We start from the raw sequence: 14,831 nt of genomic DNA, 5'->3' as shown, positions 1-14,831 counted from the left end.
ATTTTAATATTCCTCAACTGAATTTTTAATTGTTGAAATTCCCCTTTGAAGAGCAGTTATCCCTGTTCTAACCATCTCTTCTATTCCATACTCTTCCATGAGTTTTATTAGTGCTGATATTTTATTTTCATCACCTGTCAGCTCTATAGTTAAAGTATTTGGTGAAACATCAACTACTTTGCATCTAAATATCTTTGCTGTTTCATTAATTGCTGCTCTTTCATCTCCACTAGCTTTAACTTTTATAAGTACTAATTCTCTATAAACGGAATCATCAGAAGTAATATTTATTACTCTTATAACATCTTCAAGTTTATTTAATTGCTTCTTAACTTGTTCTAAAACATCATCATCTCCGCTTAAAGTAATCGTCATTCTAGATACTAAAGGATCTTCTGTTCTTCCTGCTGTTATGCTATCAATATTATATCCTCGTCTTGAAAATAACCCTGAAGCCCTACTTAATACACCAGATGAATTCTTTACTAAAACGGATAATACATATTTCCTCATAAAATCATACCTCCGTAAAATTTATTTAAAGCAAAAACCACTTTTAATGATACAAACCATAAAAAGTGGTTAATCTCCGCTTATATAAAATATCACTAGGTTCTAACAAACCCTTGCATATAACGGTTGCACACCATTAACTTTTGCTTTTTTTAAAGTTTACTCTTATAAAATATCAAAGTCAACAACCGTAGATTATTTTTACAAAACTTATATATTAAGGAATATTTTTTAATATATATTTTCCATTTAGTTAATAAAATAGCTATTTTATTAATAATTCAAAACTATACTTCGTTTAATTTTATCATATTGATTTTATAATGTTTGTTCATTAAACATTATAATAATACATAATTTTTATCATTAATCTGGATCACCATAAGGTTCCATCATGTCTATAGTTTCAATATCTGGTAATATAGTATCTAGATTATAATCATAAACATTAAAGCTTATCTCCTTTGCTAATAATTTTGATATTATTTCTTCCCTTTCAGCATCAAAAACCACTTGATCGCTTACAATTTCTATGAAATTATCTATGCTATAAACTTCACATCGTCCTTCATCTACTCCTAATTGAGTACATATATTTCTTCTTGGTTCCTCTGCTCCAATTTCCGTTGCATCATTATAATCATCTTTATCAATTTTATGGTCTATAATCCTTTCATAATATATATTTATATAAGCTTTTGCTAATTCTAAATCATCGAACCCCTTAGTATCACCATTTGGCATAACTAATAAATATTCATTATACGGAACTATATTCATAAGCTTTTCCCTCCTTAGCATGTACTTTTGTATATCACCTTATTTATACCCTAGTTTCACAATTGCTATTCTCTAAACAAAAAACTCAATTTTTATTCTTATTGCATATTTTTAAAAATGACCATATAAAAAGAACCATCACAAAATGATTCTTAATCATCTTATGATGGTTCTTTATAAATTTATTAGTCTCAAATTTACTTATATATAATAATTTTATATTTTAGATAAAATTAAGTTAGCTAGACCATGAGCCATTTCATCTATTTCTGCTTGGTTTTCACCTTCTAGCATAACTCTAACTAATGGTTCAGTTCCTGATGGTCTTATTAAGACTCTTCCTACACCATTTAGTTTTGCTTCGATTTCTTTAATAGCTTCTATTATTTCTGCATCTTCTAAGTATATGTTCTTTTTATCATTAGGAACAGTTGCATTAACTAAAACTTGTGGTAATTCTTTCATTACAGAACATAATTCTGATAATGTTTTTTCTTTCTTTTTAACTATTGATGCAATTTGAAGAGCTGTAACAAGCCCGTCTCCAGTTGTATTATAGTCTAAGAATATAACATGACCTGATTGCTCTCCACCTAGTACATAGTTGTCCTTAGTCATTTCTTCAAGAACATATCTATCACCAACTTTTGTTTTTTCAAGCTTTATTCCGAGTCCTCTACATGCAATATCTAAACCTAAATTGCTCATAACAGTTACAACTAATGTATCTTCTTTTAGTTTTCCTATTTCTTTTAAATAATTAGCACATAACATTAATATGAAATCACCATTTATTAATTTACCATTCTCATCAACTGCTAAACATCTATCAGCATCTCCATCAAATGCAAATCCTAAATCGCAGCTTTTTTTAACAACATAATCCATAAGTTCTTCTGGATGTGTTGAACCACATTTTTTATTTATATTAGTTCCATCTGGATTATCATTAATTACAAAAACATCAGCACCTAAATCTCTAAATGCTTTTACAGCAGATTTATAAGATGCACCATTAGCACAATCTAATGCTATCTTCATTCCTTTTAAATTATAAGGAATTGTTTGTTTTGCAAATTCTGTATAATCTTCTAATGCCGCAACTTCGATTCTTTCTCTTCCTAAGTCTATGCCAATAGGACTTGGTACTCCTTCAAAATCACTTTCAATTACTCTTTGAATTTCATCTTCTAATTCATCAGAAAGTTTATATCCTTTATTATTAAAGAACTTTATTCCATTGTATTCTACTGGATTATGAGAAGCTGATATCATTACACCTGCATCTGCATCATATTTTCTTGTTAAATATGCAACTGCTGGTGTTGGAACTACTCCTAATATTACTGCTTCTGCTCCAACTGATAATATACCTGCAACTAAAGCAGACTCTAGCATGTCCCCTGATATTCTTGTATCCTTAGCTACTAATATTTTTGGCTTATGTGCACCTTCTGTTAAAACGTATGCACCAGCTCTACCTAAGTTATAAGCCATTTGAGCTGTTAACTCAGTATTAGCAATTCCTCTAACTCCATCAGTTCCAAACATTCTATCCATATTTTTACCTCGCTTTTTTATTATCTCATATATCTGATTACTATATTATTATGAAATAATAGTAAATTTGATAATTATCTATTTAAGTTGATAATTTTTTTAATTTTATATATAACAGTATAATGTTTTTCATCAATATTGACAATGTTTTAAGTATCTTTTAACTATTTATAGCAAAAGTTTAATAAATTTATTTTTCTAATTTTTCTAAAATTGTTTTATAACCATTGCTACCATAATTTAAACACCTATTCACTCTACTTATAGTTGCTGTGCTTGCCCCTGTTGCTTCTGCAATCTCAGTATAAGTTTTTTTACTATTTAAAAGCATAGCAACATAAAATCTTTGAGCTAATGATTTTATTTCATTGATTGTAGCTACATCTTCAAAAAAGTTATAGCATTCATCTATATTTTCAAGTTCTAAAATTCCTTTAAAAAATAAGTCTAATTCTTCGCTTTTAATTTTCGAATCTGACGAACTCATTATCTCTCACCTCTTTAATTATTTCATCTTTAAATATTATAACTTTAACTTCTTTTCTTTACAACTTTAATATATCAAAGCATTAATTTTCCGTATTTCTTTCTTTGCTTGGCTTAGTCATTTCTTTAAAGCTTTTAGTTCTCATATCGTCATATATAGCTTTAGTTGGAATAAGCCATACTTCTCCCGTACCTCTATATACATTAACAAAACCTTCACCACTTGTTATAGCACCTGTAATAGATTTAGATGATTTTTCTACAGAAAATTCAATATTTCCAGTCCTTAAAATCGCAAAATTTCCATCTACTTTTAATGTATCGTCTATTAATATACATTTAAATATTTCAGTCTCTGGAACAGGTATTTCTAATGCAACTATTCCATTACCGCTTATTTTAGTTTGACATAATCCTTCATTTCCTAAAAATGCTGAAGATAAATTTCTCTGTATTGATGCTCCTACCTCAATTCCATCTTCACAAGCACAAAACAGTCCGTCATCTACAATTATTTCATCATCTTCTAATTCAATTAAAGCAAAATGTCCAAATGATGGTTCTAAGAATATTTCTCCTGAACCTTTATAAATTGGCTTAAACATAGTTTCACCAGTTAATTTACTGGTAATAAACTTTTTACCTAAACCAAATACCCCACCTATATCACTTTTAATATCTATATTACCTTTCATGTAGCTCAAAAGACCTGATTCTAATTTTACTGAGCTGTCATCAAGCATTATTCTTATTTGTTTTAATTTTATATTACTTTCATTAATTACATTTAATCCAAAAGCTGTTTCTAAATCAGTAGCTCCATTTAAATCACTATATTCTAAAATTTGAAATTTTGAATCATTCTCCATTTCAGTTAACATAGTTAATTTGTTGGTTATATTTAAAGAACTTCTCATAATCATACTCCTTACCTTTATAAATCTTTTTGAAATTTAGCTATATTTCAAATTACGTTGTAATATTTATTAATTTATGTATAATAACTATTTCTATATTGATACTATATTATATAACTCTTATCGCTTTTCAGGAAAATTATACACTTATGTTAAAAATCTAGCATAATCATTACGTGTTATGCTACTTTTTTTAAATTAGCATTATCAATTTTTTAACTTAAGTTCTTCAAATAAAGTAAATATCCTTTTGTTAAGTACAGGATGCATAAGATACGGTGCTATTTCATTTAATGGCTTTAATACAAATTCTCTCTGATGCATCCTTGGATGTGGAAGAATTATTTTTTCATCCGATGAAACTACATCATCATATATAAGTATGTCTAAATCTATTGTTCTTGGTCCCCACTTTATTAACCTTTCTCTCTTTAGCTCTAGTTCAATTTTAAGTAATGAATCCATAAGCTCTTCTGATTCCAGTGTTGTTTCTATTTCTATAACTGCATTTAAGAAATCTTCTTGTTCTAAATATCCCCATGGTTCTGTTTTTATAAATGAAGATTGTTTTGTTATGAAAATATTTTTTTCTTTTGATATTTTATTTATGGCTTCTTTTAAATTCTCTTCTTTATTACCAATATTAGATCCTAGACCTATATATACTCTATGTCTTCTTCTTTCAATCATTATTTCAACAGTATCCAAATGTTTTTTAACCGGTGCCCAAGGTTTTTTTAAGAACACTTTAACACCACTTATTATTTTATATTCATTAAGAATGAAGTCAGCTAAATTTAAAACTACAGTTTCTATAAGATCATAACTCTCTCTTAAGAATTCCTTCTCTACCTTTTCACATAATTCACCATAATGTACTGACTTTTTTAAATCTCCTGTTCTACCTGCTATTTTTAAATCTAAATCAAGTTCTAAAGATAATATAAATTTTTGGCCTAATCTTTTTTCTTCTTCAAAAACTCCATGAAAACCAAAGAGTTCTAGATTTTTTATATACATTTTATCCAAAATTCATCCATCCTATCTTCTTACAATTGCATCAGTCATTTTTGCAGCTCTTGAATTTTCTAATACATCATGAACTCTTACAAAATCACAAGCATCTTTCATTATTCCAATAACTGTTGTGGCTATGGTTCCTTCTACTCTCTCTTCTACTGGCAAGTCAAGAGTAAGTCCTATCATAGATTTCCTTGATGTACCCAATAACATTGGATAGCCTAATTCCTTAAGTCTTTCTAAATTATCCATAACGTCTAAATTTTGTTCATAAGTTTTCGCAAATCCTATTCCTGGATCTAATATTATATTTTCATCTTTCACTCCAGCTTCTTTAGCTATCTTTATACTTTCTTTTAAATCATCTAATATATCTTCAATTAAGTTTTTATATTCTTTATTATCTCTGTTATGCATTAAACAACAAGGTACATTATATTTTGCAGCCACGTCTGCTATATGTTTTTCTTTTTTAAATCCCCATACATCATTAATAAGATTAGCCCCTGCCTCTAATGCTTTTTCTGCTACTTTTGCTTTGTATGTATCTATAGATATTGGAATATCAAATTTTTCTCTTATGGCTTTTATTATTGGAATAACTCTACTTATTTCTTCTGTCTCTTCTACAACTGTATGACCTGGTCTTGTAGATTCTCCACCAATATCTATTATATCTGCACCATCTTCTATCATCTTTTTGACATGTTCTAATGCATTATCAACATCATTGAATTTTCCTCCATCAGAAAAAGAATCTGGAGTAAAATTTAATATTCCCATAATATATGTTTTCTTACCAATTTTAAATTCTTTAGTTCCTATTTTCATTATGTACTGCCCCCTAATAGTATATTTTCATATTTTTCTTTTCATTGCTCCAATTACATTCATTTATTGCATTACAAGTAATACAGAGTCTAGAAAGTTTATCTGCTTTATAAATAAGTTTTGAAAATCCTTTACTCTCTTTATCTCTATGTCCTAATATTCCAATCTTTATAAATTCGATTTCTTCTTCATTAAATTGGTACTTTTCTAAAAAGTATTTTCCCACTTCCCAAGAAGCTATTTCATGAGGTGTACCATTTTCATATTGAAATGATCTACCTATATCATGTAATATTGCAGTTGTATATATAATTTCCTTTGAAAAACCTAATTTTTCTTCTAGATTTATTTCTTGAGCAATTCTTGCTACATCTAAAAGATGTTCTAAATTATGTTTGCAAAATTCTCTATTTTTTTCATATTGTTTATTTCGTTTTAAATAATATATGTATTTTTCATCACTTAAAATATCATTTAGTCTGTTCATACTTTACCGTTACAGAAAACTTATAAAAAATTTTATTTCTTTATCATATCTTCTATATTCAAAGTCTTCTAACACAATAAATTTTAGTTTTCTTATAACTTTCTCCCTCCTTATTTATTAAGTATTTTCTTCATACTTTACACTATAACCTGGTTTTTTAACAGTTAAATCTTATTTTTACTTTTGGCTATGTTTTAAAACACAGCTTTATTTGTATATACTTTATCCATATTACTTACTAAATATTTTTTAACTTTAATTATTTTAGTCTAGCTTTACTTATGCATATATCAACTCTGCACTAAAACACAGACATATTTTTTAATAAAAAAGAGGATACCTTAAAATGATTTTATTAAATCATTTTGAGGCATCCTCTACTAATTTTTTCTAATATTCTTTTGCTTTTTCTTCTCCGTCAAGTACTCTTATAGCACCTTGAGCTAATGCTAATAATTCATCTTCTCCTGGATATACAGTTACTGGAGCTATCCATTCTACATTTGATTTTAAATCTGGAACAAGTGTTGGTGAATATGCAATTCCACCTGTTAATAATATTTGATCAACTTTTCCATTTAATGCAGCTGCCATTTCTCCAATAGTTTTTGTTATTTGATAAAGGAATGCTTTATATATCTTTTCACATTCTTTATCTCCTTCTTCCATTTTATCTATAACACCTTTAACATCATTAGTGTTTAGGTATCCAACAAATCCACCTTTTCCAACTATCTTAGTATATACTTCTGATTCAGTATATTGTCCGCTAAAGCACATTTTAATTAAATCACCTACTGGTACTGTTCCAGCTCTTTCTGGTGAAAATGGACCATCACCATCTAAAGCATTGTTAACGTCAACTACTTTTCCTTGTTTGTGAGCTCCAACAGAAACTCCACCACCCATGTGAACAACTATTAAGTTTAAGTTTTCGTAACCTTTTCCACTATCTTTACCATATCTCTTAGCTACTGCTTTTTGATTTAAAGCATGGAATTTACTCTTTCTTGGAAGTTCTGGAACTCCTGATAATCTTGCTACATCGTTTAATTCATCAGTAACTACTGGATCTACTATAAATGATGGTATATTTAATTCGTCACCAATTGATTTTGCTATTATTCCTCCAAGATTTGAAGCATGAGGACCTTGTACTCCTACTTTTAAATCTTCTATCATGACGTCATTAACAGCGTAAGTTCCGCCTTCAACTGGTTTAAGCATTCCGCCTCTTCCAACTATTGCACTTAAAGTATTTATATCAAAATCTTTTTCCTTAAGAATATTTAATATTACATCTTTTCTAAATTGAAATTGATCATATATAGTTTCATATCTCTTTATTTCTTCATTAGTGTGTCTTAATGTTTCTTCAAATAATTCTTTTTCGTCTTCATAAACTCCTATTTTTGTAGAAGTTGATCCTGGATTAATAATTAATAATTTATATGACATTAAATAATACCCCCAAAATAATCTTATTTAGCGTTTTCAGCAACTAATGCTGCTAAAGCTATAGAATTTACCTTTGTTTCAAATTTATCAGCTCTTGAAGTTAGGATAACTGGTGCTGATGTTCCAACTAATAGACCACCACTCTTACTCTTTGATGTGTAAGTTAAACATTTATACATTACATTACCTGTTTCTATATTAGGTAATAATATGATATCTGCTTTTCCTGCTACTGGTCCTGTAATACCTTTATGATGAGCAGCTTCTTCTGATAAAGCATTATCTAATGCTAGAGGTCCGTCTATTATACAACCTTTTATTTGTCCTCTGTTATTCATAGTAGTTAACAATGATGCATCTATTGTTGCTGGCATATCTGGGTTAACAACTTCAACTGCACATACTGGTGCTACCTTTGGAACTTCTATTCCACAAGCATGAGCTACTGTTACAGAATTATTTACAATTTGAATTTTAGCTTTTAAATCAGGGTAAGTATTAAATGCAGCATCTGTTAAGAATATTAATCTATCAATATCTTCAACTTCAAAAACTGCTACGTGAGACATAACTTTACCTGTTCTAAGACCAATTTCCTTGTTAAGAACACTTCTTAGGAAAGTTGCTGTGTCTACTAAACCTTTCATAACCATATCTGCTCTTCCACTTGATACTAATTGAACAGCAAATAATGCTGCTTTTTTAATATCTGGTTCATGAATTATTTCAAATTGAGTTAAGTCCATTTTTATTTTTTCTGCTATTGCTCTTATTTTTTCTTGATCCCCAACTAGTATTGCATCTGCTATTCCTTTTTCTTTAGCCGCCATTACAGCTTCTAAAACTGGTTCATCTTGTGCTACTGCTACTGATAACTTTTTCTTTTTAGTTGCCTTTAATTTAGATAATAAATCATCAAAGTTTTTACTCATTATACATGCACCTCTTATTCTAATAATAATTATTCTGTCTATATTTAACTTTAATTTTTCTTCTTGCTTTTTTAATTAAAATACATTTTTATTTATTATCTTTATTGTAACAAATAATAACTTAATATTGCCCTTTTTTAGAATATTGAGACTATTTAATTAAATCAACAAATTTAACAAGTAAATTGATTTATTATCATTTCCGCTACTTTAACTCCATCAACTGCTGATGAAACTATTCCTCCTGCAAATCCGGCTCCTTCTCCCACTGGATAAAGGCCTTGCACCGTTATGCTTTCAAGTGTTTTGCTTCTATGAATTCTAACTGGAGCGGATGTTCTAGTTTCTATTCCTGTTAAAACTGCATCTTCCATTCCGTATCCTTCTATTTTTTTTGAAAAATTTTGTATACCTTCTTTTATTCCTTCTACAACATAACTAGGTAAACAATTTTTTAATTCTTTAAATTCATACCCAGGTGAATAACTTGGAATAACACTTCCTAGCTTTGTACTAGGTCTATCATTCATAAAATCCCCTAATAATTGTATTGGTGCTTTATAATTTCCACCCCCTAATTTAAATGCTAAACTTTCATAATGTCTTTGAAATTCCATTCCTCTTAAAGGTGAATCTCCTTCAAAATCATCTGTAGAAACTGTTACAACTAATGCTGAATTAGCATTAGCTAAGCTTCTAGCATGATAACTCATCCCATTGGATACAAGTCTTCCTTCTTCTGATGCAGATGCAACAACAGTTCCCCCTGGACACATACAGAATGAATATACACCCCTTTTTAGTTTGTCACTTTGATAAGTTAATCTATATTCTGCTGAACCTAACCTTGGATGATTGTGATATTCTCCATATTGACTAACATTTATTAATTCTTGAGGATGCTCTATTCTAACTCCTATTGCAAAAGGCTTAGCTTCCATAGAAACTCCTCTTTTATATAGCATTTCATATGTATCTCTTGGGCTATGTCCAATGGCTAAAACTAAAGCTTCACAATCTAGTTCCTTTGCATTAACAGTTATACTTTTTAATTTATTATTTTCATATTTTATATCTTCTAATTTAGAATTAAAATGAATTTCTCCACCAAGTTCCTTGATTTGCTCTCTTATATTTTTTACAACACCTTTTAAAATATCTGTTCCAACATGTGGCTTACCTAAATACTTAATTTCTTCTGGTGCTCCAGCATTTACAAGTTCATCTAATATATAAGCACATTTAGGGTCTTTTATTCTTGTTGTTAATTTTCCATCAGAAAATGCCCCTGCTCCACCTTCACCAAATTGAACATTTGATTCAATGTTCAACTTTCCAGTTTCCCAAAAATTTTGAACTGCATTTGTTCTACTATCAACATCTTCTCCTCTCTCAAATACAATTGGTTTATATCCATTCTTAGCTAAAGTTAATGCTGCAAACATTCCAGCTGGACCAAATCCTACTACAACTGGTCTATGACTTAGCTTAGCATCACCTTTTTCAATTTGTAAGCCTTTGTCATCTTCTTTAAGCTTTACATCATTATCTTTTATTTTAGATACTATTTTCTTTTCATTATCGCACTTTATATCCACACAATAATTAAACTTTATTTCATTCTTCTTTCTTGCATCTAAACTCTCTTTTATTATTGTTAATTTTTTTATATCTTGATTAGATATTTTTAATTTTTTACATACTTTTTTTTCTAATACTTCTTTACTATCATCTATACCTAAAGTTAAATTATTTATTCTTATACTCATATATATTTTCTCCTATTTTGTTTTCAATAATTTATGTTTTATTAAAACACATCTCACTTACAAGTTTAACCGATTATAACATAAAAAATAGCCACAATTAAATAAGTTGTGGCTATTTTCATTGTTTATTTTTTAAAACTATTTGAACATCATCTACTGATAATATATTAAAATCAGTCCTATTATTAGCACTATTAACAGAAGGTTTATAAGTATAGGTACCTGCCTCACTTATATTTGATAAATCTACCGTAGCCTTAAGTTCTGTCTCCGTTATACTATTTATAACTGATTCCAATCCTGAGATACTTACATTAGCAGTGGATTTTGAAGAATCAATAATTAAATTAGGATTTAAGTTAGTATATTCAACTGCACATGAAATGTTCTTTGTTACCTCTTGTGCTTTTTTAACCGCAAATTTCACTTTAACATTTTGGCTATTCTCTTGTATAGTAACCCCTTCTGGTAAATTTAAATTTGTATTTACTTCAGCATCAGCAGTAATGTTACTTATATTAATTTCTTGTGTATCTATTGAATTTATACTATTTAATATTTTATCTTCACCTATAATATGAACTGATTTAGGTTCTACAACCATACTTTCTATAGATATACCCTCATTTGAATTTCCTATAGTTTTTATATTTATAGGTACTGTTTTCCCATTATTAATCTTTATATTTAATTCAGCTTCATTGGCATTAGAAGTAATACCTTTAACTTCTTTATTATCTTTGGTTATAAATTTAATAGGGAATTTTTTATTAATATCTTTTTCTAAATTTTCTATACTTCCTACAAGAATACCTCTATCAACTTTATTCACTTGACTTTCCGGACCAGATATAGTTGCTTTTTGTGGAGATACAGTTAAATCTTTTTTATAAATATTTTCTTTATAAGTGATATTAACTTGAGATTTCAATGAAACATCTTTTGTTATTAGTGTCTCTAGTTTTATCTTTATCCCTAAAAATCCATTGTTTTTTATATTTATATTTTGAGGATAACTTACTATTTGAATAGGGATTATATTTTCTCCATTTTTTAACGCATATGAACTCATATCCGCTGTTAATTTAAAGGAATCTTTTTTGGCTTTTGTTATTTCACTTGTGGCTCCCTCTAAAGTTAAATCAACTGTAAAACTTTCCTCTCCTACTATAGCTAAATTAGACTTTGAAATGCTTTCTTTATTTATAAGTTCTACTGGTACGCCCTTTAATTCATAGGTTCTTACTGGGTTCTCTACATTTGATATATACAGCCATAGACCAAAAGATAAAAGTAAACAAATAAGCTTCGCTATTAATGATTTATTTTTATTCCCCTTACCCATGATCTCACCCTCTCTTTAGCATCCTTTACATTCTTTTTATTTTTATTTCTATTTTCAATTATATTTGATAATATATTTCTTAATCTTTCTCTATCATACCCTCTACTTAATTTACCATTTATAGCTAATGAAACCACTCCAGTTTCTTCAGATACAATGATTATTAACGCATCAGAAACTTCTGAAAGTCCTAATCCTGCTCTATGCCTAGTACCTAACTTTTTATTAATATTATTATTATTAGTCAAAGGAAGAACACAACCTGAAGCTAATATTTTATTATTTCTAATTATTGTTGCTCCATCATGTAGCGGTGTATTCACTACAAAAATATTTTCTAAAAGATTTGAACTTACATTTGCATCTAATATTGTGCCTGATGAAACTATCTCTGCAAGACCTGTTTTTTGTTCCATTACTATTAGTGCTCCTGTTTTAGTTTCTGATAAATTTTGTACAGCATTAACTATTTCATTTATAGCAATATTTATGCTTTCCTTATCATTTGCATAGTGTACATCTTCAAAAGCTGATCTACCTATATGCTCTAGTCCTCTTCTAATTTCTGGTTGAAAAATTATAATTACAGATAATACCCCAATTGTAAGTGTCTTATTTAATATAAAATATAACATATCTAATTTTAATAAATAACTTATTGGTATTAACACTATAATTAATGCTATACCCTTTAATAATTGTTCCGCTCTTGTTTCTTTTATTAGCATATATCCTTTATAAAATATATAGGAAACTACCAATATATCTAGTATTGACCATAAAGACATATTACTTAAACTTTTTATTATTAGTGATATAAAATCTTGCAACACTATCACCTCCACCTTTTGTATATATATAAAATTATACATCAAAACATTAATTATTATATATAGAGAGAATTACTATTTTATTAAAAATTCATTATTTTTATAATAATTTTCTAATTAACATAATATAAGTAATATTAAGTAACTAAAAATATATTATTACTTGATAAGGGGGACTCTGATTATGATAAACTTTTCAATAGATAAAAAATCATTAAAAATCATAAGTTTATTATTTGGTTTATTTATATTAATACTTATATTATTAACGTTATTTTTTAAAAATACTGAACTAAATAAAATAAATAAAATTTCTAAGACAATAGTAAATATAAATTCATCATTAAAATTCGATGAAAACGATGCTAAACTTGATTTTAAAAATACAAAACAAATTTTAGATGAAAATTTAAATCTACTAAATGCATTAGATAACACCCTAACTAATTTAACTTTAAAAAAATCTAATTCTAATGAATTAAAAAACAATCTTTCAAATTATTTAAAACTAAATATTAATTTATATAACTCTATTATTTCTATAATAAATAATAAAAATAATGATAACTTTCAATCATTATATCAAGACCTAGTAAAAAACGAAGAAGCTTTTATTAAAGAAACTGATAAATTATCTGAATCTAAGATTAAAATTTCTACTCCCAAAAACTTAAAGACATTTTTTATAAGCTTAAATAAATTTTTAAATGAATCTTATAAATCAATTAGAGAAAATGATATTATAAGTGAGCAAAAAAGAGATTTTTTTATACAAATTAATGACTTACTAGATAAATTTTCTCAGCTAAAAAATGATGTCAAACCTGCTCTAGAAAAAATAAGAGAAGATAATAGAGATTTATCTATATTAATTTGTGATCTTAATGAAAAACGTTCAGATTTTAATGAAATAAAAGATGCTTCTATATCAATTTCTATTCCTGTTGATGGTAAAGAATGCTATGAAGCTTTAGAAGAAATTATTTCATCTTATGATTCTTATATTAATTCTCTAGAAAAAAGCATTAAAAATGAAATGAAATTACACGATAAATCTAAATTAATTTTAGATAATATTGATGAATTATATACTGATACTTTTGATAAATATGACTACTTTTTAAGTTGTTTTGATAATTTACAAAAAACCATATTATCATATAAATATTAATTTATGTATATAAGGCTCTTTTTGGGCAATAATATTATTGGTTTGAAATATACCAGAGGAGGATTTTTAATGAAAAAAATATATAGCCTTTTCATAATTAGTTTAGTGCTATATCTTTCCGTTATTAATAACAGTGTTGCTTATGCCCAAGTATTAGGTAACAACTTTCATACTAATCTTATTTCTAAAAAGGAAAATAATGAAACTTATTTAAATAATATAAACCTTACAACTCAATGCAATGCAGAACTAAATGAAAATAATACAAATGAAAATATTGACGAGTCTACAATAGAAGTTTTTAGTTATGATACTCAAAAACTCTATATAACGGAAAATGATATTGAATTAATGGCTAAATTAGTTTATGCAGAAAGTATTGGTGAACCTTATGATGGAAAAGTAGCTGTAGCATCAGTTGTTTTAAATCGTGTCATAAATCCCAGCTTTCCAAATTCAATAAAAGAAGTAATTTTTCAGAAAAATGCATTTTCATGTGTTAAAAATGGAGATATTAAAGCTACTCCAAATCAAGCATGTTACAATGCGGTTTATGATGCTATAAGAGGATATGACCCTACAAATGAAGCTTTATTCTTTTATAATCCTAGCACGGCAACCTGCGCATGGATGCATCAAACACAAAAACAAGATATGAAAACAATAGGGCATCATACTTTTTTTAAAGTTAAATCTTAATAAAAATAATGACCAATCTGATTAAATCAGATT

15 protein-coding genes are annotated in these 14,831 nt (G+C 27.6%); 2 read left to right on the top strand and 13 right to left on the bottom strand.

Going from position 1 to position 14,831, the window contains the following annotated elements; genetic code table 11:
- Window positions 1-3 precede the first annotated feature (3 nt).
- The 13 genes from ilvN to cdaA form a co-directional block, all read right to left on the bottom strand.
- A complete protein-coding gene (gene ilvN, locus NG901_RS12500; protein ID WP_252215119.1) occupies window positions 4-513 on the bottom strand; it encodes an acetolactate synthase small subunit in 510 nt (169 codons plus the stop codon).
- A 366-nt stretch (window positions 514-879) separates the two neighbouring features.
- The gene (locus tag NG901_RS12495) at window positions 880-1,293 is read right to left on the bottom strand and encodes a hypothetical protein (RefSeq protein ID WP_252215118.1); all 414 of its coding nucleotides are present in this window, start codon (window positions 1,291-1,293) and stop codon (window positions 880-882) included.
- Between the two features lie 216 nt (window positions 1,294-1,509).
- The gene (gene glmM / locus NG901_RS12490) at window positions 1,510-2,853 is read right to left on the bottom strand and encodes a phosphoglucosamine mutase (protein ID WP_252215117.1); all 1,344 of its coding nucleotides are present in this window, start codon (window positions 2,851-2,853) and stop codon (window positions 1,510-1,512) included.
- Between the two features lie 190 nt (window positions 2,854-3,043).
- Complete coding sequence (locus NG901_RS12485; RefSeq protein WP_252215116.1) at window positions 3,044-3,340, bottom strand: YerC/YecD family TrpR-related protein; 297 nt, start codon at window positions 3,338-3,340, stop codon at window positions 3,044-3,046.
- A gap of 82 nt (window positions 3,341-3,422) precedes the next feature.
- Window positions 3,423-4,256, bottom strand: coding sequence for an AIM24 family protein (locus NG901_RS12480; RefSeq protein ID WP_252215115.1), 834 nt, complete (start codon window positions 4,254-4,256; stop codon window positions 3,423-3,425).
- A gap of 207 nt (window positions 4,257-4,463) precedes the next feature.
- Window positions 4,464-5,285, bottom strand: coding sequence for a 2-amino-4-hydroxy-6-hydroxymethyldihydropteridine diphosphokinase (gene folK, locus NG901_RS12475; RefSeq protein ID WP_252215113.1), 822 nt, complete (start codon window positions 5,283-5,285; stop codon window positions 4,464-4,466).
- Between the two features lie 12 nt (window positions 5,286-5,297).
- A complete protein-coding gene (gene folP, locus NG901_RS12470; protein WP_252215111.1) occupies window positions 5,298-6,107 on the bottom strand; it encodes a dihydropteroate synthase in 810 nt (269 codons plus the stop codon).
- Between the two features lie 13 nt (window positions 6,108-6,120).
- On the bottom strand, window positions 6,121-6,594 hold the full coding sequence (locus NG901_RS12465) for an HD domain-containing protein (RefSeq protein WP_252215109.1): 474 nt from the start codon (window positions 6,592-6,594) through the stop codon (window positions 6,121-6,123).
- 390 nt (window positions 6,595-6,984) lie between these two features.
- Window positions 6,985-8,052, bottom strand: a complete 1,068-nt coding sequence (buk, locus tag NG901_RS12460; protein WP_252215107.1) for a butyrate kinase — start codon at window positions 8,050-8,052, stop codon at window positions 6,985-6,987.
- Window positions 8,053-8,075: 23 nt separating this feature from the next.
- Window positions 8,076-8,984 carry a phosphate butyryltransferase gene (gene ptb / locus NG901_RS12455; RefSeq protein WP_252215105.1) on the bottom strand — a complete coding sequence of 303 codons (909 nt, stop codon included), beginning with the start codon at window positions 8,982-8,984 and terminating at the stop codon, window positions 8,076-8,078.
- A 173-nt stretch (window positions 8,985-9,157) separates the two neighbouring features.
- Window positions 9,158-10,753, bottom strand: a complete 1,596-nt coding sequence (locus NG901_RS12450; RefSeq protein ID WP_252215103.1) for an NAD(P)/FAD-dependent oxidoreductase — start codon at window positions 10,751-10,753, stop codon at window positions 9,158-9,160.
- Window positions 10,754-10,871: 118 nt separating this feature from the next.
- Complete coding sequence (locus tag NG901_RS12445) at window positions 10,872-12,098, bottom strand: CdaR family protein (RefSeq protein WP_252215101.1); 1,227 nt, start codon at window positions 12,096-12,098, stop codon at window positions 10,872-10,874.
- A complete protein-coding gene (cdaA, locus tag NG901_RS12440) occupies window positions 12,068-12,928 on the bottom strand; it encodes a diadenylate cyclase CdaA (protein WP_252215099.1) in 861 nt (286 codons plus the stop codon). The genes NG901_RS12445 and cdaA overlap by 31 nt, the downstream gene beginning before the upstream one ends.
- Window positions 12,929-13,112: 184 nt before the next feature.
- Between cdaA and NG901_RS12435 the strand changes: the two genes are divergently transcribed.
- Complete coding sequence (locus NG901_RS12435; RefSeq protein WP_252215097.1) at window positions 13,113-14,099, top strand: hypothetical protein; 987 nt, start codon at window positions 13,113-13,115, stop codon at window positions 14,097-14,099.
- 69 nt (window positions 14,100-14,168) lie between these two features.
- A complete protein-coding gene (locus NG901_RS12430) occupies window positions 14,169-14,798 on the top strand; it encodes a cell wall hydrolase (RefSeq protein ID WP_252215095.1) in 630 nt (209 codons plus the stop codon).
- Window positions 14,799-14,831: the final 33 nt, after the last annotated feature.

It is taken from the genome of Clostridium sp. CMCC3677 (assembly GCF_023845585.1).
GTDB classification, from domain to species: Bacteria; Bacillota; Clostridia; order Clostridiales; family Clostridiaceae; genus Clostridium; species Clostridium aquiflavi.
This window is presented reverse-complemented; position numbering and strand designations above follow the sequence as displayed.